The 22,817-nt window shown below is 72.4% G+C and carries 19 protein-coding genes; 11 read left to right on the top strand and 8 right to left on the bottom strand.

Features of this window, described 5'->3' with window-relative positions; genetic code table 11:
- Positions 1–3: 3 nt before the first annotated feature.
- Both FZC61_RS18165 and FZC61_RS18160 read left to right on the top strand, forming a co-directional pair.
- Positions 4–612 carry a DUF3000 domain-containing protein gene (locus FZC61_RS18165; protein WP_148615592.1) on the top strand — a complete coding sequence of 203 codons (609 nt, stop codon included), beginning with the start codon at positions 4–6 and terminating at the stop codon, positions 610–612.
- Positions 609–2,048 (top strand): ribonuclease D, encoded by a 1,440-nt coding sequence (locus FZC61_RS18160; RefSeq protein ID WP_148615591.1) that lies wholly within the window; start codon positions 609–611, stop codon positions 2,046–2,048. Before FZC61_RS18165 ends, FZC61_RS18160 begins: the two co-directional genes overlap by 4 nt.
- Here the strand turns inward: FZC61_RS18160 and FZC61_RS18155 are convergent.
- A complete protein-coding gene (locus tag FZC61_RS18155; RefSeq protein WP_148615590.1) occupies positions 1,997–3,373 on the bottom strand; it encodes an ABC transporter substrate-binding protein in 1,377 nt (458 codons plus the stop codon). The two genes, FZC61_RS18160 and FZC61_RS18155, sit on opposite strands and share 52 nt — an antisense overlap.
- A gap of 584 nt (positions 3,374–3,957) precedes the next feature.
- On the opposite strand from FZC61_RS18155, the gene FZC61_RS18150 reads away from it, so the two are divergent.
- The 3 genes from FZC61_RS18150 to FZC61_RS18140 all read left to right on the top strand — a co-directional run bounded on the left by FZC61_RS18150 (position 3,958) and on the right by FZC61_RS18140 (position 6,066).
- Positions 3,958–4,449 carry a hypothetical protein gene (locus tag FZC61_RS18150; RefSeq protein WP_148615589.1) on the top strand — a complete coding sequence of 164 codons (492 nt, stop codon included), beginning with the start codon at positions 3,958–3,960 and terminating at the stop codon, positions 4,447–4,449.
- A gap of 97 nt (positions 4,450–4,546) precedes the next feature.
- The gene (locus FZC61_RS18145) at positions 4,547–5,356 is read left to right on the top strand and encodes a UTRA domain-containing protein (protein ID WP_148615588.1); all 810 of its coding nucleotides are present in this window, start codon (positions 4,547–4,549) and stop codon (positions 5,354–5,356) included.
- A 152-nt stretch (positions 5,357–5,508) separates the two neighbouring features.
- On the top strand, positions 5,509–6,066 hold the full coding sequence (locus FZC61_RS18140; RefSeq protein ID WP_148615587.1) for a hypothetical protein: 558 nt from the start codon (positions 5,509–5,511) through the stop codon (positions 6,064–6,066).
- A gap of 117 nt (positions 6,067–6,183) precedes the next feature.
- On the opposite strand, the gene FZC61_RS18135 is transcribed toward FZC61_RS18140, so the two are convergent.
- Together FZC61_RS18135 and hrpA are read right to left on the bottom strand one after the other, a co-directional pair.
- Entirely contained in the window at positions 6,184–6,795 is a 612-nt protein-coding gene (locus FZC61_RS18135; protein WP_246142775.1) for a hypothetical protein, read from the bottom strand.
- A 23-nt stretch (positions 6,796–6,818) separates the two neighbouring features.
- Positions 6,819–10,679 (bottom strand): ATP-dependent RNA helicase HrpA, encoded by a 3,861-nt coding sequence (gene hrpA, locus FZC61_RS18130; protein ID WP_246142774.1) that lies wholly within the window; start codon positions 10,677–10,679, stop codon positions 6,819–6,821.
- Between the two features lie 108 nt (positions 10,680–10,787).
- Here hrpA and FZC61_RS18125 point away from each other — a divergent pair, with 108 nt between their 5' ends.
- From FZC61_RS18125 to FZC61_RS18115, 3 genes are all read left to right on the top strand, one after another.
- Positions 10,788–11,984, top strand: coding sequence for an SPFH domain-containing protein (locus tag FZC61_RS18125; protein WP_148615585.1), 1,197 nt, complete (start codon positions 10,788–10,790; stop codon positions 11,982–11,984).
- A gap of 10 nt (positions 11,985–11,994) precedes the next feature.
- On the top strand, positions 11,995–13,101 hold the full coding sequence (locus tag FZC61_RS18120) for a hypothetical protein (RefSeq protein ID WP_148615584.1): 1,107 nt from the start codon (positions 11,995–11,997) through the stop codon (positions 13,099–13,101).
- Positions 13,102–13,166: 65 nt separating this feature from the next.
- Positions 13,167–14,717, top strand: a complete 1,551-nt coding sequence (locus tag FZC61_RS18115) for an FAD-dependent oxidoreductase (protein WP_148615583.1) — start codon at positions 13,167–13,169, stop codon at positions 14,715–14,717.
- Positions 14,718–14,771: 54 nt separating this feature from the next.
- Here FZC61_RS18115 and FZC61_RS18110 read toward each other — a convergent pair whose 3' ends face one another.
- Together FZC61_RS18110 and FZC61_RS18105 are read right to left on the bottom strand one after the other, a co-directional pair.
- The gene (locus tag FZC61_RS18110) at positions 14,772–15,287 is read right to left on the bottom strand and encodes a hypothetical protein (RefSeq protein ID WP_148615582.1); all 516 of its coding nucleotides are present in this window, start codon (positions 15,285–15,287) and stop codon (positions 14,772–14,774) included.
- Positions 15,288–15,343: 56 nt separating this feature from the next.
- Positions 15,344–15,721 (bottom strand): VOC family protein, encoded by a 378-nt coding sequence (locus tag FZC61_RS18105; RefSeq protein WP_148615581.1) that lies wholly within the window; start codon positions 15,719–15,721, stop codon positions 15,344–15,346.
- Positions 15,722–15,748: 27 nt separating this feature from the next.
- Between FZC61_RS18105 and FZC61_RS18100 the strand changes: the two genes are divergently transcribed.
- From FZC61_RS18100 to FZC61_RS18090, 3 genes are read left to right on the top strand one after another with little or no spacing between them, the layout of a single operon-like run.
- Complete coding sequence (locus FZC61_RS18100) at positions 15,749–16,588, top strand: helix-turn-helix transcriptional regulator (protein ID WP_211357319.1); 840 nt, start codon at positions 15,749–15,751, stop codon at positions 16,586–16,588.
- 47 nt (positions 16,589–16,635) lie between these two features.
- On the top strand, positions 16,636–17,370 hold the full coding sequence (locus FZC61_RS18095) for a response regulator transcription factor (RefSeq protein ID WP_148615580.1): 735 nt from the start codon (positions 16,636–16,638) through the stop codon (positions 17,368–17,370).
- Between the two features lie 19 nt (positions 17,371–17,389).
- A complete protein-coding gene (locus FZC61_RS18090) occupies positions 17,390–18,799 on the top strand; it encodes a sensor histidine kinase (protein WP_246142773.1) in 1,410 nt (469 codons plus the stop codon).
- Between the two features lie 10 nt (positions 18,800–18,809).
- Here the strand turns inward: FZC61_RS18090 and FZC61_RS18085 are convergent, their stop codons facing one another.
- Genes FZC61_RS18085 through FZC61_RS18075 form a run of 3 tightly spaced genes read right to left on the bottom strand, consistent with a single transcriptional unit; the run spans position 18,810 to position 22,740 of the window.
- Positions 18,810–20,855 (bottom strand): beta-galactosidase, encoded by a 2,046-nt coding sequence (locus FZC61_RS18085; RefSeq protein WP_246142772.1) that lies wholly within the window; start codon positions 20,853–20,855, stop codon positions 18,810–18,812.
- Positions 20,852–21,766 (bottom strand): carbohydrate ABC transporter permease, encoded by a 915-nt coding sequence (locus FZC61_RS18080; RefSeq protein ID WP_246142771.1) that lies wholly within the window; start codon positions 21,764–21,766, stop codon positions 20,852–20,854. The genes FZC61_RS18085 and FZC61_RS18080 overlap by 4 nt, the downstream gene beginning before the upstream one ends.
- Positions 21,763–22,740 (bottom strand): carbohydrate ABC transporter permease, encoded by a 978-nt coding sequence (locus FZC61_RS18075; RefSeq protein ID WP_148615579.1) that lies wholly within the window; start codon positions 22,738–22,740, stop codon positions 21,763–21,765. Before FZC61_RS18075 ends, FZC61_RS18080 begins: the two co-directional genes overlap by 4 nt.
- Between the last annotated feature and the right edge of the window lie 77 nt (positions 22,741–22,817).

Genomic DNA, 22,817 nt, shown 5'->3' with positions numbered 1-22,817 from the left:
GGCATGGTCGTGCGCCAGCAGTCGAGCGCCACGCCCGCGGAGTTCCGCGCGGCGGTCGCTGCGATGCGCTCTGCGGTGCTGCGACCCGAGGTGTTCTGCGAGGAGATGCCGGCCCCCCAGCGCATCGCTCCGTACGCCGCGGCCCTGTCGGCCGACGTCACCGTCGACGGCGTCGACATCGGCACCGGCCGGATCATCCTGCTCCACGACCCCGACGGCAACGACGCCTGGGACGGCACCTTCCGGTGCGTGGCCTACTGCCGCTGCGAGGTCGAGCTCGAGCTGGTCGCCGACCCGATGCTGGCCCACGTCGGCTGGTCCTGGCTGGTCGACGCCCTCGACGACCACGGGGCCGAGTTCGCCCAGGCCTCCGGCACCGTCACGCGGGTCGCCACCGAGTCGTTCGGCGGCATGGCCGACGACGGTGGCACCGCCCAGATCGAGGTCCGGGCGTCGTGGACGCCGGCCCTGGGCCCCACCGGGCTCGACATCACGCCCCACATCGAGGCGTGGGGCGAGCTGCTCTGCACCGCTTCCGGGCTCGAGCCCGTGCCCGACGGGGTTGCCGTGCTGCCGAGCCGACGGGGACAGCGGGGCACTCCCGGCCGATGACGTCCGACCCCGCTGACCCCACCGAGCCGATCGACCCGACCGCCGAGCCCGAGACCGACCCCGAGGCTCCCGACGCACCCGAGACCGAGGGCGGGACCGAGGTCGAGGAGCCGCTCGCCGAGCTGCTCGTGCTGGCCGACGGCGTACCCCCGATCACCGACACCGAGGCCGCGCTGCGTGAGGTCTGTGCCGACCTCGCCGCCGGCACCGGTCCGGTCGCGATCGACGCCGAGCGCGCCTCGGGCTACCGCTACTCCGGGCGCGCCTACCTGATCCAGCTGCGTCGCAACGGCAGCCACACCGCGCTGATCGACCCGATCGCCTTCGACTCCCTCGCCCCGCTGGCCGAGGTGCTCGAGGGCACCGAGTGGATCTTGCACGCCGCGACCCAGGACCTCCCCTGCCTCAACGAGCTCGGCCTCTACCCCGCCGCGCTCTTCGACACCGAGCTGGCCGGCCGCCTCCTGGGCTACCCCCGCGTGGGGCTCGCGACCCTGGTCGAGACGCTGCTGGGCTTCCGGATGAAGAAGGAGCACTCCGCCGCCGACTGGTCGACGCGACCGCTGCCGCAGGCGTGGCTCGAGTACGCCGCCCTCGACGTCGAGGTTCTCGTCGAGCTGCGCGACCGGCTCGCCGCCGAGCTCGAGGAGACCGGCAAGGCCGAGTGGGCGCGCCAGGAGTTCGACGCGCTGCGCTCCTTCGTCCCCACGCCGCGCACCGACGCCTGGCGGCGTACCTCCGGGCTGCACCGGGTGCGGGGGCGCCGCTCGCTGGCGGCCGTCAAGGCGCTGTGGGAGACCCGCGACGACCTGGCGGCGCGTCGTGACGTGACCCCGGGCCGCATCATCCCTGACTCCGCGATCATCGCCGCGGCCGTCGCACTGCCCACCGACCGGGCCTCGCTGCAGGAGGTCAAGGGCTTTCACGGCCGCGGCGCCGACCGTTACGGCGCCCGCTGGGTCGAGGCCCTCGAGGCGGTCGCCGCGCTCGACGAGGACGACCTGCCGGCCCGCTCGCCCAAGGGCGACGGCCCCCCGCCGCCGCGCGCCTGGGCGGAGAAGGACGTCGTGGCCGCGACCCGGCTGCAGCTGGCGCGCGACGCCATGACGGCGCTCGCCGGTCGCCACCACCTGCCGGTCGAGAACCTGCTGACCCCCGACACCCTGCGCCGCGTGCTCTGGGCGCCACCGGCCACGCGCGACCCGGGTGACCTGCTCGACGCCGTGGTCGACCTGCTCTCGGCCGCGGGCGCACGCCCGTGGCAGGTCGCGCTCACCGCGCCGGTGATCACGACCGCGGTGCTGCAGGCCGACGTCCAGGCCAGCGAGCAGGCCGCGACCCGCGAGGCCGCCCGGGCCGAGCGGGCCGAGCGGGCACGCGAGGCTCAGGACGAGGGCGACTCGGAATCGGTCTCCGGCTCCGGCGAGGGCGTGTAGTCGGGGTCGAGCACCGACCGCGACGCCTCGTCGATCTCACCGGTCACGGTGGTGGTGTCGACGACGCCCGGGCTCAGCAGCAGCTCGGACAGCAGCGGCTCGACGGCGTCGTCGAGCGCGGTGGCGTCGTCGACCAGCGGCAGCAGCACGAGCTGGTCGACGCTGGCGTTGAAGACGCCGGCGTGCTCGGGCATCTGGCCGGGTTGCAGGAACGCGTCGGACCGCGCGACCGACAGGTTGGCCGGCACCACCTCGCCCGACTCGGCCAGCGCCTGGGTCGACTCGTCGGAGATCAGGTGGACCAGGAAGTCGGCGGCCTGCTGCTCGTGCTCGCCGGGCGAGATGCACAGCCCGCTGACCTCGCCCACCGTGGCCGCCCCACCGATGGTCGGCATCGGCATCACGTCGAAGTTGAGCCCGTCGACCTCGCGCAGCTCGGGCACGAGGTCGCGGAACCCCTCGATCATGCCGAGGCGGCCCTGTTCGAAGTAGTCGAGCGGGGTGGCCTCGTCGAGCTGCTCCTGGCTCAAGGTGACGCTCGCGTCACGCAGCAGCGGCAGGAGGGTGCCGAAGGTGTCGAGGTTGTCGCTGCTGCTGAGGGCCAGCGACGTCGGGTCGGTGCTGTCGTCGTAGAGGCTGCCGCCGCCGGAGAGCAGGAACGGCGCCAGGCTCGTCAGCGTCGGTGAGATCGACACGCCCCGGTCGTCCTTGCGGCGGCTGGCGAAGGTGGCCGCGGCGCTGAACTCGTCGAAGGTCCAGCCCTCGAGCTCGTCGGCCGGCGCCGGCAGGCCACGCTCGCGCATCGTGTCGAAGTCGACGAGGTCGGTGTTGTAGTAGAGGACCATCGGCGAGATCGCCGACGGCATGCACTGCAGGTCGTCATCGGCCGAGAACGCCTCGATCGCGGTCTGCGCATAGTCGTCGCCGTAGCTGATGTTGCGCTCGGCGAGCAGGTCGAAGAGCGGTACGTTGCGCTCGCCCTCGATGACGCCCGCCAGGTCGCCACGCGCGACGAGGAACACGTCGGGGGTAGCGGCGCCACTGTCGAGGTCGGCGGTCATCTCGTCGCTCGAGGACCACGACACCAGCCGGGCCTGGACGCTCATCGCCTTGGCGTTGTAGCTGTCGACCATCGACTGGTAGGCCGCCACCACCGCCGGGCTGCCGAACACCCCGAGGGTCAGCACGACCTTGCCCCCGGTGCTCCCGGAGGGCGTCGGCTGCGGCGGGGACTCGTCCTGGCAGGCCGACGCGAGCGTCGCGAGCAGGGCGAGGAGGACCAGGACGGGGACGAGCGCGAGCCGCCGGCTCCAGCGTCGTCTCATCCTGCTCCTCGGGTAGTGGCGTGCGGCGCCACCCTACCCAGACGACGACCCGGGCGACGACGAGGTGAACGTCGAGGCCGACGGTGAGGACGAGCACGCCGGACCGGGAGCGCCTCACGGCGCGTGGCCGCTCTAGGCGGCTTGTGTTGGGACCCGGGGCTGCCGCAGTCCGGCGTGCTCGACATCGATAACGGTACTCCGGCGGGGGTTGTTCCGCAGTACGTCGTGCACAGGTCGTCATGCACAGGACGCCGCACGGGGCCCCGTCACACCCGGAGCGCGGCGTTCCGACGGTGGTCGGGCGGGGCCCGACGTCCGCGGTGGAGTGCGCGACCTTCATGAGATGTATGTACATCTAGCACTAGTCAGCGTGATGTACGTACATGTAGCGTCACTGCGCAGTCCGACATACGGGCCGCTCAGAGCACGACACCACCACCATCTCGGAAACGGATCCACACATGTCCCCACTTGTCCGCCCCCTGTCCCTCCTCCTCGGTCTCGGCGCCCTGGCCACGCCCGTCGTCCTGCCCGCCTCGCCGGCCGCCGCCATCCAGGCAGGCGACCACTGCTATCCCAAGAACGTGCCCGGACCCGTCTACAACATCACCTCTGCCAAGTCCGAGCCGGTCGTCACTCACATCAAGAAGATCAGCCTCGCGCCGGGCGGCAAGTACGCACAGACGACCGCGATCACCAAGGTGAACACCGTCGTCGCAGGCGTCACGGCCAAGACCGAAGCCAGCTTCGAGGCAGGCGCGATCTTCGCGAAGGCCCAGACGAAGGTCGGGTTCGACCTGAAAGCGGAGGACACACACACCAAGACCACCGCCTACACCGACTACATCGAGCAGTCGAACTCGACCAGGTCTCACCACACCTACGCCATCTACCACGGCACGACCAAGGTGTCCGGCGGCTGGGAGCAGCTGCGCTGCAAGAGCGGAACCGGCTGGACGGTGACCGGGAAGGGGACATGGAAGTCCTGGAGGGTCGACGACTCGGGCACGACCCAGTGCGGCTTGGGCACCAAGGACCCGTTGGCGCTGGCGGCGCAGCACTACATCGGCTGCTGACCCCTCGGTCACGGTGGCCCGCCGACCGGAGGTCGGCGGGCCACCGTCGTCCGGCGAGGACGACGGTGGCGCCTGGTGCGGTCGAGCACGAGCGGGGATGACCGCGTTAGGTTGTGGCATGCCTCGCCAACGCAAGGGCCAGCCTCGCGTGGGACTACCCCCGATCGACCTCAGGGACAGCGCGGAGTCGCTCTATCTGAGCGTGGCGCGCCACGTCCGGGACTCGATCTCCCGCGGGCACCTGTCGCCCGGCGATCAGCTGGAGGGCGAGATCAGCCTCGCGAAGGGTCTGGGGGTGTCCCGCCAGACGATGCGCAAGGCGATCGACGAGCTCGTCCGCGAGGGACTTCTGGTACGTCGGCACGGAGCCGGTACCCAGGTGCTGCCCGCCCGCACGGACCGCAGCAGCGGCCTCGAGGGGCTCTTCGACGAGCTGTGGCGAACCGAGCGCCGCCCGAGCACCGAGGTGGTGACGCTCGAGACCCGGGCCGCCGAGGGCGAGGTGGCCACCGAGCTCAGGGTTCCCGAGGGCACCGAGGTGGTCTACCTCGAACGGCTGCGCCGGGCCGACGGCGTCCCACTGGCGATCATGCGCAACTGGATGCCCGCAGAACTGACGAAGCTGCAGGCGGCCGACCTGGAGACCCGCGGGCTTTACGAGGTGCTGCGCAGGGACGGCGTCAGCCTGAGGCTGATGCAGCAGAGCGTCGGCACCCGACCTGCCGGCGCCGCGGCGGCCCGGATGCTCGGCATGAGCAGGTCCAGTCCGGTGCTCACGGTCCACAGCACGACCTACAACGACCTCGGCACGCCGGTCGACCTCGGGCGTCACGACTACAACGGCCAGACGTACCGGTTCCGCGTCACGACGGTGGAGCGCCAGTACGGCACCGAGGCGCGACACTGAGTCCGCAGGCCGCACAGCCCCTCTGGGCAGCGGCTTGTGGGGATCGTATACCGGACGCACCCATGACGGTGCCCGGTTTGCCACCAGGGACTCCCGGGTAGGTCCGCGCTGCGAGGGGACAGCCCGCTCGCCCCTACTCGGAGGTTCCTTGCATGAAGCGTCTTGCCCATCTCCTGCTCTCCGTGCCGTTGGTGCTGGCAGGGCTCGTCGTCACCGCGACCGTGCCGCTGGCTCCTGCCGCGACCGCCGGCTGCGCGCCGCCCGCGGGCGATGCCATCTGGAAGATCACCAACGTCACCAAGTCGTTCAAGCCGACCGGGCTCTACAGCAACTGGGTCCAGGCGAAGTACGACAAGATGCACATCACCTACGCCAAGACCGCGACCTCGACGTGGAGCGCGACGGTCACCGGAACCATCTCGGCCGAGGCGGGCGTCATCTTCGCCAAGGCTTCGACGTCCATCTCCGTCGCCGTCGGCAAGCAGTGGTCCAAGACCGACACGTGGAGCTACACCGCCGACATCCCCAAGGACCCCGACCACGAGTACCGGCTGGTCCAGAAGCAGGAGACCCGCCACTTCCGGGCCACCAAGTTCTACTGGTCCCAGGCGTCGTGCACCTACGGCAACAAGTCCAAGACCGGCTTCGGCGAGATGCCCCTCAAGACCGAGCAGTCCCTCGTGTGGAAGGTCGAGCGCCGCAACGCCTGACGTCCTCCCGGGCACCGGACCGGCGGCACCCAGCGACGTCCGCCGGTCCGGTGACCGGGCCGGTTCCCTGGCTGTGCCCAGGTCGCTGATCAGCACTCACCGCGCTCCGGGCAGCCCTCAGGCCAGCCGGCCCTCGAGCTCGAGCCGCGCGGCGGCCCCGAGCTGCTCGGCCAGGCCGAGCATCCGGCGTACGTCGGCGTCGGAGGGCTCGGAGAGGACCGCGCGACCGGTGGCGACGACGCGGGCGAAGGCCGAGGCGCGCAGCAGGACGTCGGCGAAGTCGCCGGTGGCGATGCCGCGCAGCACCTGGTCGACCATGGCCTTGAGCTCGTCGGGGCCCGGCGGGTCGGCGACGCCGGCGACGACCTCGGCGACGGGCACGCGGCTGCGCCCCGCGTCGTACTCGTGGCTGGCGCGGACGGGCTCGCGGTGCACCCATGAGCGCAGCACGAACAGGCGCCACAGGCAGCCGGCCAGCGAGTCGGCGGGCGAGCCGGCCCACACCTCGGCGATGGTCTCGATGCCCTCGACGTCGGCGAGGTGGAGCAGCCGCTCGGCGACCTCGGCGTCGTCGGAGCGACCGGCGCCGCGCACCAGCACCGCTGCGGCGCGGTCGGCGGCCTCGCTGACCAGGGCGGGGTCGGTGCCGCCCTCCATGTCCTCGAACCAGCTGGCCCGGAACGGCGCGGGCCGGTGGTGCTGGCGCTTGGCGGGCTCGGGTTCGGGCACCACGACAGCCTACGGCGGGCGGGTCAGGCCAGGACCTTGCGGATGCGCTGGTCGCTGACCGGCCCGTCGGTGCCGAGCTGCTGGGCCCACAGCGACACGCGGTACTCCTCGAGCATCCACCGCACCTGGCGCAGCCGGTCGTCGGGCGGGCGGCCGTCGGGCAGCGCGGCGACCCGGTGGGCGTAGGCGTCCTGGAGGGTGACGACCTGGTCCATCCGCTGGCGGTCCTGGTGCAGGCCCGGGCCGTCGAGCCGCTCGCGGCGCAGCTCGAGCGCGCGCAGGTAGGTCGGGTAGCGCCGCAACCGGCGGGCGCCGGCCTCGGCGACGAACCCGACCTCGACCAGGCGCGCCAGCTGTGCCTTCATGTCGGTCAGGGCCGGCAGCTGCAGCATGTCGGCGCGCCCCGCGAGGGCCTTGTCGACGGCGCGCCAACGCTCCAGGACGACGATGACGTCGGCGACGGTGGCCCGCACGGCGGCCTCGTGCTCGCGCGCGACCTCGCCGACGAGCCGGTCGAAGGCGGCCTCGTCGCGGACCTCGTCGTGGGCGTCGACGGCGTCGGAGAGCACGGCCACGCGGCAGTCGGCCAGCAGCGCGGCCACCGTGGGGTACGGCGAGCCGGCGAGCCCGAGCTTCTCGAGGTTGCTGAGCCCGCCGAGCACCCGGGCGGTCGGGTCGGGCACGGCCAGGGTGAGCAGGCGGCGTACGCCGAGGCGGTGGCGGGCCGCCGCCTCGTCGAGCGAGCCGAAGACCCGCAGCCCGACGCTGGCGCCCTCGTCGACCAGGGCGGGGTACGCCGTCACCTCGTGGCCCGCGCGGCGCTCGGTGATCGACGCGTCGAGGGCGCCGAAGGTCCACGCGGTCTGCCCGGTCGCGGTCAGCCCGCTGCCGGAGGCGACCTCGTCGAGCGCGGCGGCGAACTGCGGGCGCAGCGGCGCCTTGAGCGCCTCGAGGTCCTTGCCACGCGCCTGCTCGGCTCCGGTGTCGTCGACGACGCGGTAGGTCGGGCGCAGGTGCTCGGCGACCTTGGACCAGTCCCACGCCTCGCGCGGCACGACGATGCCGGCGGTGGCGCGGCACCAGCGCTCGAGCGCGTCGAGAAGCGGCTCCTCGCCGGCCGGCACCTCACGCAGGAACGCTCGCGCCTTGTCGGGCGCGGGCACCAGGGCGACGCGCAGGGGCTTGGGCAGGCTGCGGATCAGGCTGGTCACGAGGTCCTCGCGCAGGCCCGGGACGTTCCAGGAGAAGTCGTCGTCGCCGACCTGGTTGAGCGTCGCGACGGGCACGTCGATGGTCAGGCCGTCGTCGGGGGCGCCCGGCTCGAAGTGGTAGCTGATCGGGAAGGTCAGGCCCTCGCGCGACCCCGACCAGGAGGTCGGGAACTCCGCCTCCTGCACGGCGTCGGCACGGTCGCGGGTGAGCATGGCCAGGTCGAAGTCGAGCAGGTCGGGGTCGCGCTGCCGCGCCTTCTTCCACCAGGTGTCGAAGTGGGCGCCGCTGACGACCTCGGCGCCGACCCGGGCGTCGTAGAAGTCGAACAGCGTGTGCTCGTCGACGACGATGTCGCGGCGGCGGGCGCGGTGCTCGAGCTCCTTGGCCTCCTCGAGCAGCTCGAGGTTGCGGGCGAAGAACTTCTGCCGGGTGTGCCACTCCCCCTGCACCAGCGCGTGACGGATGAAGATCTCGCGGGCGACCGACGGCGCGACCTTGCCGAAGCTGACGACGCGGTCGGCGACCAGCGGGACGCCGTACAGGGTGACGCGCTCGTGGGCGAGCACCGCGGCGCGCTTCTTGGACCAGTGCGGCTCGGAGTAGGTGCGCTTGACCAGGTGGGCGCCGAGGCGCTCGGCCCACTCGGGGTCGATCGCAGCGTTCTGGCGCGCCCAGAGCCGACCGGTCTCGACGAGCTCGCCGGCCATCAGGAACGGCGGGTTCTTCCTGGCCAGGCCGCTGCCGGGGAAGATCGCGAAGCGGGCACCGCGGGCTCCGACGTACTCGCGCACGGGACGGCGTCCGCCGGTCTTGGCGCCGCGCTGCTCCTCGCGCTCCTCGAGCATGCCGATGTGGCTCAGCAGCCCCGACAGCAGCGCCTGGTGGATGCCGTCGGCGTCGGGGGTGTCGGCGGGCGTGCCGACCAAGATGCCCATCTCCTTGCAGACCTGGCGCAGCTGGGCCTCGAAGTCCTGCCACTCGCGCACGCGCACGTAGTTGAGCAGCTCGCGCTTGCACATCCGGCGGAACGCGCTGCTGCTGAGCTCCTTCTGCTGCGCCTTGACGTAGCGCCACAGCTCGAGCCAGGTCAGGAAGTCGGAGCCCTCGACCTTGAACCGCGCGTGCAGCTGGTCGGCCTGCGGGCGCTGCTCGGCCGGCCGCTCCCGGGGGTCCTGCAGCGACAGGGCCGCGGCGATGACGATCACCTCGCGCACGCACCCGAGCCGCTCGGCCTCCAGGATCATCCGCGCCAGCCGCGGGTCGATCGGCAGCCGCGCCAGCCGTCGTCCGACCTCGGTCAGCCGCGGCCCGTCCGCTAGTCGTGGACATTTCGCACGGCGACGGCCACGGTGCGAATCGTCCACGACTATCCCCGGTGTCGGGGCGGCGGTGACGGCCCCGAGCTCCTCCAGCAGCTGGACGCCGGCCTGCACGTTGCGCTTGTCGGGCGGCTCGACGAAGGGGAACCGGGCGACGTCGCCGAGGCCGAGGGAGGTCATCTGGAGGATGACCGAGGCGAGGTTGGTGCGCAGGATCTCGGGCTCGGTGAACTCCGGGCGCGCCTCGAAGTCCTCCTCGCTGTAGAGCCGGATCGCGATGCCGGGGGCGACGCGGCCGCAGCGGCCGGAGCGCTGGTTGGCCGACGCCTGGCTGATCGGTTCGATGGGCAGGCGCTGCACCTTGGTGCGCACGGAGTAGCGCGAGATGCGGGCGACGCCGGTGTCGACCACGTAGCGGATGCCGGGCACGGTCAGCGAGGTCTCGGCGACGTTGGTGGCCAGCACGACGCGGCGCCCGGGGTGGGGGGCGAACACCCGGTGCTGCTCGGCGGCCGACAACCGGGAGTAGAGCGGGACGACCTCGGGGCCGCGCTCGCCGAGGGCGGCGCTCAGCGCGTCGGCGGTGTCGCGGATCTCGCGCTCGCCGGGCAGGAAGACCAGGACGTCGCCGGAGCCCTCGCCGCCCAGCTCCTTGACGGCGTCGACGATCGCCTCGGTCTGGTCGCGGACGATCGGCTCGCCCTCCTCGTCGTCCTCCATCACGTCGACCAGCGGCCGGTAGCGGACCTCGACGGGGTAGGTGCGCCCGGAGACCTCCACGACGGGCGCCGGCGTGCCGTCGGGCGCGGCGAAGTGCTGGGAGAAGCGCTCGACGTCGATGGTGGCCGAGGTGATGACGAGCTTGAGGTCGGGGCGGCGCGGCAGCAGCCGCTTGAGGTAGCCGAGCAGGAAGTCGATGTTGAGGCTGCGCTCGTGGGCCTCGTCGATGATGATCGTGTCGTACTTCCTCAGCTGCCGGTCGCGCTGCAGCTCGGCGAGCAGGATGCCGTCGGTCATCACCTTGACCTGGGTGTCGCGCGACGTCCGCGCCGTGAAGCGCACCTGGTAGCCGACGCGCTCACCCAGCTCGGAACCCAGCTCGGAGGCGATCCGCTCGGCGACGCTGCGCGCCGCGATCCGGCGGGGCTGGGTGTGGCCGATGCGCTCGCGGCCGAGCTCGAGGCAGATCTTGGGCAGCTGCGTCGTCTTGCCCGAGCCGGTCTCGCCGGCGACGACCACGACCTGGTGGTCGCGGATGGCCTCGGCGATCTCGTCGCGACGCTGGCTGACCGGCAGGTCGGGCGGGTAGGTGATGTGCTGCTGCACCGTCGAGGGAGCCACCGCATCAGACATGATGGGCCCCATTCTGCCCGGTCGTGTCGAGGGCGATTACCCGGCGTACCGTCCCTTGCGTCCACTACGGTTCCAGACGAGGCACCCACCCTGAGAGAGGCCAGGCCCATGGGATTCATGGACAGCATCCGCGGCGAGTTCATCGACATCGTCGAGTTCCTCGACGACAGTCGCGACACCCTGGTCTGGCGCTTCCCGCGCCACGACAACGAGATCAAGAACGGCGCCCAGCTGGTCGTGCGCGAGGGGCAGGTCGCGGTCTTCGTCAACGAGGGTGAGATCGCCGACGTCTTCGGCCCCGGCACCGTCACCCTCGAGACCAAGAACCTGCCGATCCTGTCGACCCTCAAGGGCTGGAAGTACGGCTTCGACTCGCCCTTCAAGGCCGAGGTCTACTTCGTCGCGACGCGGCAGTTCACCGACTTCAAGTGGGGCACCCAGAATCCCGTCACCCTGCGCGACGCCGAGTTCGGGATGGTGCGGCTGCGCGCCTTCGGCACCTACGCGCTGCGCATCGTCGACGGCGGCAAGCTGCTCAAGGAGCTCGTCGGCACCGACCCGGCGTTCCGCACCGAGGAGGTCGCGGAGTTCCTGCGCCAGTCGATCGTCTCCCAGCTCGGCACCGCGCTGGCCAAGGCCAACGTCCCGATGCTCGACCTGGCCGCCAACCAGCAGGGCATCGCCGACCAGCTCGCCCTGACCCTGACCGAGCAGCTGGCCCCGATGGGCATCTCGATCCCGCGCTTCATCATCGAGAACATCTCGCTGCCGCCCGAGGTGGAGGCGGTCCTCGACAAGCGCACGTCGATGGGCGTGCTCGGCAACCTCGACCAGTACGCCAAGTTCCAGGCCGCCACCGCCATCGGCGACGCCGCCAACAACCCCGGTGGCGCCGGCGAGGGCATGGGGCTGGGCATGGGCATGGCGATGGGTCAGCAGATGGCCAACGCGCTCAACCCGCAGGCCTCCCAGCCCGCCCCGGCGGCCCCCGCCGCGCCGGCCTCACCTCCGCCGGTGCCGGTCACCTCCTCGGCGTTCTTCCTCGCGATCGGCGGCCAGCAGGTCGGCCCGCTCGAGCGGGCGGCCATCTCGGCCAAGATCACCTCGGGCGAGGTCACCCGCGAGACCCTGGTGTGGCGCGACGGCATGGACGCCTGGACCGCCGCCGGCGACGTCGCCGAGGTCCGGGCCCTGTTCCCGGCCACCCCGCCGCCCCTGCCGCCGACCCCGCCGGCCACGCCGGCGGCCTCGGCCCCCCAGCCGCCGGCCGAGGGCACCCCGCCCCCCGTCCCGCCGACCGCCTGAGGCGGCGTCGGTGTCCGAGACCCTCCCCCCGGTCCCCCTCAGCGCCGTCTGCCCCAGCTGTGGCGCCCAGACGGCGTACGCCCCGGGCACGACCGTGCTGCGGTGCGGCTCCTGCGGCGCCGAGCAGCAGATCAACGCCGAGCAGCTCACCATCCGCGAGCACTCCTACGACGAGTGGACCGCCAAGCACGCCCAGACCGGCATCGCGGCACTGGCCGCCGCGGTCCAGCTGAAGTGCAAGAACTGCGGGGCGCAGACCGAGACCACCGACGTCTCCACGGCCTGCCAGTTCTGCGGCGGCGCGCTGGTCGCGACCGAGGTGCCCGAGGGCGTCGTGCGCCCCGAGGCCGTGGTGCCGTTCAAGGTCGACCGCAACGCCGCGCGCGACCACGTCAAGGAGTGGGTGAGCTCGCGTCGCTTCGCCCCCAACAGCCTGAAGAAGGTCGGCTCGACCGAGGGCCTCACCGGCACCTACATCCCGCACTGGACCTTCGACGCCCACACCGAGACCGACTACGAGGGCCAGCGCGGCGACTACTACTACGTCACCCGCACCCGCACCGTCTCCGACGGCAAGGGCGGCACCCGCACCGAGACCTACCAGGAGCGCCGTACCCGCTGGTCGGACCGCTCCGGCCACGTGCGCCGCGACTTCGACGACGTGCTCGTCGTCGCCAGCCATCACCTCGAGCGCGAGCAGCTCGAGAAGATGGGCCCCTGGCAGCTCGCCGACGCCCGGCCCTACCAGGACGAGTACGTCACCGGCTACTCCGCCCTGCGCTACGACGTCGACCCCGTCGCCGGCGCCAAGGAGGCCCGCGACGAGATGCGCGGCGTCATCCACGGCGACGTCGAGCGAGACATCGGCGGCGACGAGCAGCGGGTCAACGACATGGACGTCACCTACTCGCAGGCGATGTTCAAGCTGGTGCTGATGCCGCTGTGGATCGCCAGCTACGTCCACGCCGGCAAGACCTTCCAGGTGCTCGTCAACGCCAACACCGGCAAGGTGGTCGGCGACCGCCCCTACAGCGCGATCAAGATCGCGCTGGCCGTGATCGCGGCGCTGGTCGTGATCGGGGCCATCGTGGCGATCGTGGTGGCCGGCAAGTCCTGAGGACTATGCCGGCGGGCACCCCGACACGCTTGCGCTAGAACACGTTCTAGTTCGATGATCACCCGGTGAGCGACGAGCAGCAGTACGACGTCATCGTGGTCGGCTCCGGGGGCGGCGCGCTGACCGGCGCCGCGCTCGCGGCCAGGGCCGGCCTGTCGGTCGCGGTGGTCGAGCGGACCCCGCTGCTGGGCGGCACGTCGGCGTACTCCGGCGGGGCGTGCTGGCTGCCGGGCAGCCAGGTGCAGCAGCGCGCCGGCCTCCCCGACTCCACCGACGGGGCGCGCACCTACCTCGAGGCGATCCTGCCCGACGTCGACGCCCCCTCCACCCGCGCACGGGTCGAGGCGTTCCTCGCCCACGCGCCCGAGCTCGTCGCCGAGCTCGAGACCGACCCCGACCTGGACTTCGAGTGGCTGCCGTTCCCGGAGTACTACGACGCTCCCGGCCGGGTGCCGTCGGGGCGGTCGATCCAGCCGACGAAGGTCAGGCGCGACGCGCTGCTCCCGCTCGTCGCCGAGCTGGTGCGACCGCCGGTCGAGCTCGACCGCGTGGGCTCGCCCGGACGCCGCACCCTGACCGGCGGGCAGGCGCTGGTCGCGCGGCTGGCCACGATCGTCGTGCGCGAGGGCGGCACGGTGCTCACCGGTCACACGGTCGTCGGGCTGCTCACCGACGGCGAGGACGACGGGCGGGTCGTCGGCGTCCGCACCGCCGACGGACTCGAGCTGACGGCGACGCGCGGCGTGCTGGTCGCCGCCGGCGGGTTCGAGGGCAACGCCGCGCAGCGCGCCGAGCGCGGTGTGCCCGGCGACGTCGCGTGGAGCATGGCCCCGCGCGAGACCAACCGCGGCGAGGCCATCGACGCGGCCGTCGCCCTGGGGGCCGCGGCCGACTACAGCGCGCTGGGCTGGTTCTGCCCCGGGCTCGCGCAGCCCGACGGCGGCGGGTCGTTCACGCTGGGCTTCCGCAGCGGGGTGATGGTCGACGCGAACGGGCACCGCTACGCCAACGAGTCGCTGCCCTACGACCGCTTCGGCCGCGAGATGGCCAAGGCGCCCGAGCGGGTGCCGTCGTGGTTCGTGTTCGACTCGGCCGAGGGCGGGCGACTGCCGGGCATCGCGATGCCCGAGGGCGACCCCGCCGCCCACCTCGAGGCCGGCACCTGGGTCACCGCCGACACGGTCGAGGAGCTCGCCGCGCTGGCCGGCGTACCCGCCGACGCGCTCACCGCGACCGTCGAGCGCTACAACGGCTTCTGCACCGCCGGCGTCGACGACGACTTCGGCCGCGGGAACGACGAGTACGACACGTTCTTCACCGCCGGCACCGGCCCCAACCGGGCCCTGTCGCCGGTCGCCCAGGCGCCCTTCTACGCCGCCCGCTTCGTGCTCTCCGACCTCGGCACCAAGGGCGGCCTGCTCACCGACCCCGCCGGGCGGGTGCTGCACACCGACGGCACCCCGTTCCGCGGCCTGTACGCCGCCGGCAACTCCGCCGCGTCGCTGTTCGGCGGCGTCTACCCGGGGCCGGGCGCGCCGCTCGGCTCGGCGATGGTGTTCGCCAGCCTGGCCGTGCGCGACATGGTCGCCGGCCCCGGGCAGCCGCACCAGGACTGACGAAAGTCGGGTCCGGGCCGGACGACCTGTGGTCGCCCTGGTGCGAGCGGGGCCTCAGGAGCTGGTCGTGCCCGACCCGTCGGGCGCGACGTCGTCCTGGGGCGCGGTGCCCGGAGGTACGGCGCCGCCGGGCGCGACGCCCTGGCCGGGCTGGAACCCACCCTGCTGACCGGGGAACTGCCCCGGGACCTGACCCGGCGGGAAGTTCTGACCTCCTGGTCCACCGAACCCACCGCGCCCGCCGGGCCCCTGCTGGTCGTCGACGCCGTCGCTCAGCGCACCGAGAGCCGCACCGCCCAGGCCGCCCATGATCAGCGAGGCCAGGGCGACGGCCGCGACCGCGCGCAGCCCGAGCACGCGGTGCTTGAGCCCGGTCGGCGCGGCCGGCTGAGCCGGCCCACCGGGCTGGGCGACGGGCTGGTCAGGCGCGGGGGCGGCTGCGGGCGGCGCCTCCCACCCCGCCGGCGCAGCGGTGTGCGGGTCGGGCTGCGGGTCGGGCTGCGGGTCGGGCTGGGGCTCGGGCTGGCGCTCGGGCTGGGGCTGGGAGCTCAACGGCTGCGTGTCGTTCATGCCACCGACGGTCGGCGGCGTCCCTGTGCGCGACCTGTGACCCAGGTGAGCGCGACCTACCAGTTGCCGGCGCTGGTCAGGCAGAACGGGTGTCCGGCGGGGTCGAGCAGCACCCGCCAGGTCTCACCGGGCTGCGGGTCGGCGAGGGTCGCGCCCAGCGCGAGGGCGGTGGCCTCGGTGGCGGCGACGTCGTCGCACGCGAGGTCGAGGTGGAACTGCTTGCGGCCACCCTCGTCGGGCCACGACGGCGGCTGGTAGCCGGTCACCTGCCCGAAGCCGAGGGCCGGCTGGTCGCCACCGGGGGCGGTGAGCATGGCGTACTCGTCCTGCACGTGGGCGACCTCCCAGCCCAGCAGCGCGGACCAGAAGGCCGCCTGCGCGCGGGGGTCGGCACAGTCGAGGGTGGTCATCTTCAGCGTCGCGGTGGTCGTCATGGCGCCGATCCTTCCTAGGATCGCCACGTGCCGCCTAGGAGAAATGCGACGTCGACGCGGGCCGGGATCCTGCGCCCCGACGAGTTCGCGCGGCACGTCTCGATGCAGCGCACCGAGACCAGCGAGGTGCTGGCGCCATGGGTCGAGTACCACTGGACCCTGGCCTGGGACCTGCCCGACGGCACCACCTACCCGAGCGCGGTGATCCCGCACCCGGCCGCCAACCTGTCGGTCGAGCACGGCGCCGGGCGCGCCGAGGCGCAGGGCGAGGTCGTGCTGGTCACCGGGGTGACGACCCGGCGCTTCGACGTCGAGGTCGTCGGCCGGGGCTGGGTGCACGGCGTCAAGCTGCGACCGGGCGGGCTGGTCGCGCTGACCGGCACCGACGCCAAGGGGCTGGTCGACCGCACGGTGCCGGCCAGGGACGTGCTGCCCGTCGAGGTCCACGACGCGCTCGCCGCGCTCGCGCCCGGCACGCCCACGACCGAGGCGACCGACCTCGCTTGCGCCGCGCTCGCCGCGCTCGTGCCGCCGGCCGGCGAGCCGTCGTACGACCTGCTGCTGCACGTGGTCGAGCACATGCTGACCGACCGGAGCCTGCTGCGCGCCGACCAGGTCGCCGAGCGGCACGGGCTGTCGCGGCGCGCGCTCGAGCGGCTGTTCGCGCGCTACGTCGGGGTCGGGCCCAAGTGGGTGCTGGCGCGCTACCGGATGCACGACGTGGTGACCGCCCTCGACGACGGCTACGCGGGGTCGCTGGCCGACCTCGCGGCGGCGTACGGCTGGTTCGACCAGGCCCACTTCTCACGCGACTTCACCGCGCTGGTCGGGGTGCCCCCGAGCGGCTACCGGTCCACGGCACGCTGACCGGCGTTTCACAGACAACGCACAGGCAGCGACGACACAGTAAGCGGATGGCCGGCCCCTCCTCCCCCGCTCTCACCCGCCCCGACGGCTCGCCGGTGCGCGTCCTGGTCGTCGACGACGAGGTCAACATCGCCGAGCTGATCTCGATGGCGCTGCGCTACGAGGGCTGGCAGGTGACCGCCGCCCACACCGGCACCAAGGCGGTCGCGGCGGCCAAGGAGATCAAGCCCGACGCGGTCGTGCTCGACATGATGCTCCCCGACTTCGACGGCCTGGAGGTGCTGCGCCGGATGCGCGGCACCGACCCCGACGTGCCGGTGCTCTTCCTCACCGCCCGCGACGCCGTCGAGGACCGCATCGCCGGGCTGACCGCCGGCGGCGACGACTACGTCACCAAGCCGTTCTCGCTCGAGGAGGTCGTGGCACGGCTGCGCGCGCTGATGCGCCGCTCGGGTGCGCAGCAGGCGGTCGACTCCTCGGTGCTCTCCGTCGGCGACCTCACCCTCGACGAGGACAGCCACGAGGTCACCCGCGCCGGCGTCGACATCTCGCTGACGGCCACCGAGTTCGAGCTGCTGCGCTTCTTGATGCGCAACCCCAAGCGGGTCCTGAGCAAGGCCCAGATCCTCGACCGCGTCTGGAACTACGACTTCGGCGGCCAGGCCAACGTCGTCGAGCTCTACATCTCCTACCTGCGCAAGAAGGTCGACGCCGGGCGCGACCCGATGATCCACACCATGCGCGGCGCCGGCTACGTGCTCAAGCCGGCCGCCGGCCAGTGAGCGCCTGCGAGATCGCCTCGTGAAGCGCCTGGCCTCCCTCACCTCGCGGCTGGTCGTCACCGCGGTGCTGCTGGTCGCGGTGATGTCGCTGCTCATCGGCACGGCGACGACGCTGGCCATGCGGGGCTACCTCACCGGCCAGCTCGACGACAAGGTGCGCGCGTCGGTCCGGGTGGAGCGTGGCCCCGACGACCGCGACCGCGACCGCTCCGAGCCCGGCAGCGCCGGCTTCCCCGGTCCGCTCGGCAACCAGGGCCCGGGCACCCTCATCGCCTTCCCCGACCGTGACGGCGGCGCGGTCCTCACCGAGGAGCGCACGGCCCCGCTCGCGCTGTCCTCCTCGGCCCTGAGCGAGCTGAGGAGCGTGCCGACCGACGGCGACGTGCACGAGGTCGACCTCGACGGCGTCGGTCGCTACCGGGTCGCGGCCGTCGAGACCGGGACGGCCACCGGGGCCCTCGTCACCGGGCTGCCGACCAGCGACCTCGACGCGTCGGTGGACTCCCTGGTGCGCCTCGAGCTCGTCCTCGCGCTCCTCGCCGTCCTGGTCGCGGCGGCCGTCGCCCGCACCGTCGTACGCCGCCAGCTGCGGCCGCTGCGCGAGGTCAGCGAGACCGCCCACAGCGTCGCGATGCTGCCGTTGGACTCGGGGGAGATCGGCCTGACCGAGCGCGTGCCCGACCACCTCACCGACGAGCGCACCGAGGTGGGCCAGGTCGGGTCGGCCCTCAACACCCTGCTGGCCCACGTGGAGAGCTCGCTGGACGCGCGCCACGAGAGCGAGCAGCGGGTGCGGCAGTTCGTCGCCGACGCCTCGCACGAGCTGCGCACGCCGCTGACCACGATCGCCGGCTACACCGAGCTGGCCCGCCGGCGTCCCGACGACGCCGAGGCCGCGGCGACCGCGCTGACCAAGGTCGCCGACGAGTCCAAGCGGATGACCGCGCTGGTCGAGGACCTCCTGCTGCTGGCCCGCCTCGACTCCGGCCGCCCCCTCGACCGCGCGCCCGTCGACCTGACCCGGCTGCTGCTCGAGGCGGTCTCCGACGCTCGGGTCGTCGCCCCCGACCACCGGTGGCGCCTGGACCTGCCCGACGAGGCCGTCGAGGTCACCGGCGACGAGCAGCGGCTGCACCAGGTGGTGACCAACCTGCTGACCAACGCCCGCAAGTACACCCCGCCCGGCACCACCGTCACCGTCACGGCCCGCGCCGGCGGGTTCTCGGTGCACGACGACGGGCCCGGCTTCCCTGCCGCGCTGGTGCCGCACGCCTTCGAGCGCTTCGCCCGGGCCGATGCGGCCCGCCAGCGCGAGGGCGGCGTCGGCCTCGGTCTGGCCCTGGTCGACGCGATCGTGACCGCGCACGGCGGCAGCGTGTCGCTGGCCAGCGTGCCCGGCGACAGCTCGATCCGGGTGCGACTGCCCTAGCCTGCGGAGCTCACGGGCTGCTGGCCCCGACGTCCCGATCGGTCTCGCGGACGACCGCGACCCCACCGGGGCGCAGCGTCAGCCGCCCCGCGACGGCGAGGTCGCCGAGCAGCTCGTGGCCCTCGACGGGGACCTCGACGGAGGCGTCGGTGTGGTTGACGAGGAACAGCCAGCTGGTGGCGTCGTCACGGCGGCGTACGGCCTCGACCCCGGGGGGCAGGCCGGCCAACGGGGCCACGACGTCAGCGGCACCCAGCAGGGTGTCGACCAGGGACGCGAAGGCGTCGTCGTCGAGCTCGGTGCCGACGTACCAGGCCTGCCCACGGCCGTGCCGGTTGACGGTGACCGCAGGGCTGCCGGCGGTGGGCCCGCTGGCGTAGGTGGTGACGGCCTCGGCGGTGGTGGTGCGGGCGTGCTCGGTCCAGGTGGTGGCGCGCGAGCCGTCGGAGAGCTCGACCGCACTGCCGGGCAGCAGCGGCACGAACTCCTCGATGCGGACCCCGAGCAGGTCGCGGTGGGCACCGGGGTAGCCGCCCAGGCGCACGTGGTCGTGCTCGTCGACGATGCCGGAGAAGTAGGTGACGACCGCGATGCCACCGCGCTCTACCCAGGCGGCCAGGGCGGCCGCGGCCGCGTCGTCGACGAGGTACTGGCAGGGCACGACCACCAGCCGGTAGCCGTCGAGGTCGCCGTGGGGGTGGGCGAAGTCGGCACCGACCGAGCGCGACCAGAGTGCGGAGTACCAGCGCCGCGCCTGCGGTGCGGGTGAGACGTCGCGGCTGGGGTGGGAGTCGAGCTCGGCCCCCCACCACGCCTGCCAGTCGTGGACGATCGCAACACCGGGACGTTCGACGGTGCTGCCGGCGACCTCGGCCAGGGCCTTGAGGTGGCCACCCAGCTCGACGACCTCGCGCCAGACCCGCGAGTCGGTCCCGGCGTGGGGCACCAGCGCGCTGTGGAACTTCTCCGCCCCGGCGCGCGAGGCCCGCCACTGGAAGAACAGCGCCCCCTCGGAGCCGCGGGCGACGTGCTGCAGGGAGTTGCGCGCCATCTGGCCCGGCGCCTTGGCCACGTTGTGCGGCTGCCAGTTGACCGCCGAGGTCGAGTGCTCCATCAGCAGCCACGGGTCGCCGGCGGCAAGCGAACGCATGAGGTCGGCCGACATCGCGGTGAGCTCGTCGGGGCGCGGGTCGGCGCCGATGAGGTAGTCGTCGTTGCTGACGACGTCGACGTGCTCGGCGAACTCCCAGTAGTCGAGGGGCTTGAAGAAGCTCATGAAGTTGGTCGTCACCGGCTGGGTGACGTGGGCGGCCAGGACGTCGGCCTCGTTGCGGTACAGCGCCAGGTGCTCGCCGGAGGAGAAGCGCCACCAGTCGAGCTGCTGGGTCGGGTTGGCGAAGGAGTTGTAGGAGACCGCGCGCGGCGGCAGCACCTCGGCCCAGTCGCCGTAGCCCTGCGACCAGAAGGCGGTTCCCCACGCCTGGTTGAGCGCCTCGAGCGAGCCGTAGCGGGCCTCGAGCCAGGCCCGGAACGCCGTAGCGGAGGCGTCGCAGTAGCAGTGCCAGTTGTGGCAGGCGTACTCGTTGGAGACGTGCCACAGCACGACCGCCGGGTGCTCGGCGTAGCGCTGCGCCAGCCGGCCGGCGAGGTCGGCGCAGGCGGCCCGGAGGTCGCTCGAGGACGGGCAGTAGGCCTGCCGGGCGCCATGGCCGCGCCGCGCGCCGCTCTCGTCGACCAGGGCGGCGGCGGGGAAGCGGGTGGTGAACCACGGCGGGGGCGAGGCGGTCGCCGTCGCGAGGTCGACGGCGATCTCGTGCTCGTGCATCAGGTCGAGGACGTCGTCGAGCCAGCCCGGCTCCCAACGGTCGGGACCCGGTTGCAACCGGGCCCAGGAGAAGACCCCGACGGTGACCAGGTTGACCCCGGCCTCGCGCATCAGCCGGACGTCGTCGAGCCACACCTCGCGCGGCCACTGCTCGGGGTTGTAGTCGCCGCCGTAGGCCAGTCCGCCCAGCCGTGCCGTGACCTCCTGCATGCCCTGGGGGCGACGGGTCACTTCAGCGACCCCGCGGCCAACCCACTGCGCCAGAAGCGCTGCAGGGCCAAGAAGGTGATGATCAGCGGGACCACCGAGACCAGCGAGCCGATGATGACCGCGACCTGCAGCGTGGGGACCCGCGAGAGCTGGGACTGCCACGAGTAGAGACCGAGCGTCACCGGGTAGAGCTTGTTGTCCTGCAGCATGATCAGCGGCAGGAAGAAGTTGTTCCAGATCACGACGAACTGGAACAGGAAGATCGTCACCAGCGCAGGCGCCATCAGGCGGGTTGCGAGCCCGGTGAAGATCCGGAACTCGCTGGCGCCGTCGAGGCGCCCGGCCTCGATGAGCTCGTCGGGCACCGAGGCCGCGGCGAAGACCCGCGACAGGTAGACCCCGAAGGGGCTCACGATCGAGGGCAGCAGCACCGACCAGTAGGTGTTGGTCAGGTTGACCTTCGCGAACATCAGGAACAGCGGCAGGGCCAGCGCGGTGGCGGGCATCAGCACGCCACCGAGCACGACGTTGAAGATCAGCTCGCGACCGCGGAACTGGTACTTGGCCAGGGCATAGCCGGCCATCGCCGCCAGCAGCGTCGCGATGCCGGCGCCGCCGACGGCGTACAGCAGGCTGTTGAGCAGCCAGCGCGAGTAGATCCCGTCGCCCTCGGAGAACAGCTGCTGCAGGTTGTCGACGAACTGGGTGCTGGGCTTCAGGCTGCTCTGGGCCAGCTCGGCCTTGCTCTTGGTGGAGGCGCTGAACAGCACGTAGACCGGAGAGAGGAAGTAGACCGCCATGATCACCAGGACGGTCATCGCCATCGCCATCGAGTAGGGGCTCTCGGCGGTCGCGCTGCGGCGCCGTGCCTTGGTCGACCCCGTGGGCGCGGGAGGCGCCGGCGGGGTGGGCGCCTGGGTCGTGGTGCTCACATCTCCGCCTTTCGCTGGGTGATCTTGAGGAAGGCGAACGACAGCACGAAGGTCGACAGCGCCAGGGTCACCGAGATGGCCGCGGCGTAGTTGTAGTTGTTCTGACCGGCGCTCAGCACCACCATGTTGGGGGTGTAGGTGGTGGTGATCGTGGTGGCGATCTTGGAGAACACGATCGGCTCGGTGAACAGCTGCAGGGTGCCGATGATCGAGAACACCCCGGTCAGCACGAGCGCCGGCGCCACCGACGGGATCTTGACGTGGCGCGCGATGCGCCAGTTGCTGGCGCCGTCCATCTTGGCGGCCTCGTAGATCTCCTGCGGGATCGCCTGCAGCGCGGAGTAGATGATGAGCATGTTGTAGCCGGTGTAGGTCCAGGTCACGACGTTGGCGATCGACCACAGGATCCAACGTGCACTGAGGAACTCGGGCTCGAGCCCGGCCTTGCCGAGCAGGTCCACGATCGGGGAGAGACCGGGGCTGTAGATGAAGCCCCAGATCAGGGCACCGACCACGCCGGGGATGGCGTAGGGGACGAAGAAGGAGATCCGGAACAGGGCCTTGAACCGGGCCACCGTCGAGTCCAGCAGCAGCGCGAGCCCCAGGGCGAGCAGCAGCATGATCGGGATCTGGACCAGGCCGAAGCCCAGCACCCGCAGCACGCTGCTGATGAAGTCGTCGTTCTGGAAGACCAGGCGGTACTGGTCGAGGCCCGCGAAGACCTCGGTGGGCTTGCCGTAGATCCCGCCGGTGCGCTCGATCTTGAACAGGCTGCGCCACAACGCGTAGGCGACCGGCGCGACGTAGAAGAGCAGGAACGGCAGCCCGAAGGGCAGCAGGAACAACCAAGGGGCCGATGCGGGCGTCGACCCGCGACCCGGGGTGCGTCGGCGGCGGCGCCGGGTGCCGGTGCCGCCTCCCTCGTCGTCGAGGACGGGGTCCTCGGCGGTGCGGATGGGGATCGTCTGCGCCATGTCAGCCTCCGGTACGTCGCGGTGAGCTCGCCTGCGAGTGTGCGGGCGGCGCGGGTGGTGGGAGTGATGGTCCCACC

The organism is Nocardioides rubriscoriae, assembly GCF_008087085.1.
In the GTDB taxonomy this organism is placed as follows: Bacteria; Actinomycetota; Actinomycetes; order Propionibacteriales; family Nocardioidaceae; genus Nocardioides; species Nocardioides rubriscoriae.
This window is presented reverse-complemented; position numbering and strand designations above follow the sequence as displayed.

Excerpts from the sequence above, each read along its gene's own strand:
- FZC61_RS18105 (WP_148615581.1), bottom strand. The coding sequence starts at position 15,721 with ATGACGACCACCGCGACGCTGAAGATGACCACCCTCGACTGTGCCGAC.
- FZC61_RS18075 (WP_148615579.1), bottom strand. The coding sequence starts at position 22,740 with ATGGCGCAGACGATCCCCATCCGCACCGCCGAGGACCCCGTCCTCGAC.
- FZC61_RS18110 (WP_148615582.1), bottom strand. The coding sequence starts at position 15,287 with ATGAACGACACGCAGCCGTTGAGCTCCCAGCCCCAGCCCGAGCGCCAG.
- FZC61_RS18125 (WP_148615585.1), top strand. The coding sequence starts at position 10,788 with ATGGGATTCATGGACAGCATCCGCGGCGAGTTCATCGACATCGTCGAG.
- FZC61_RS18160 (WP_148615591.1), top strand. The coding sequence starts at position 609 with ATGACGTCCGACCCCGCTGACCCCACCGAGCCGATCGACCCGACCGCC.
- FZC61_RS18095 (WP_148615580.1), top strand. The coding sequence starts at position 16,636 with ATGGCCGGCCCCTCCTCCCCCGCTCTCACCCGCCCCGACGGCTCGCCG.
- FZC61_RS18165 (WP_148615592.1), top strand. The coding sequence starts at position 4 with ATGGTCGTGCGCCAGCAGTCGAGCGCCACGCCCGCGGAGTTCCGCGCG.
- FZC61_RS18145 (WP_148615588.1), top strand. The coding sequence starts at position 4,547 with ATGACCGCGTTAGGTTGTGGCATGCCTCGCCAACGCAAGGGCCAGCCT.
- hrpA (WP_246142774.1), bottom strand. The coding sequence starts at position 10,679 with ATGTCTGATGCGGTGGCTCCCTCGACGGTGCAGCAGCACATCACCTAC.
- FZC61_RS18140 (WP_148615587.1), top strand. The coding sequence starts at position 5,509 with ATGAAGCGTCTTGCCCATCTCCTGCTCTCCGTGCCGTTGGTGCTGGCA.
- FZC61_RS18155 (WP_148615590.1), bottom strand. The coding sequence starts at position 3,373 with ATGAGACGACGCTGGAGCCGGCGGCTCGCGCTCGTCCCCGTCCTGGTC.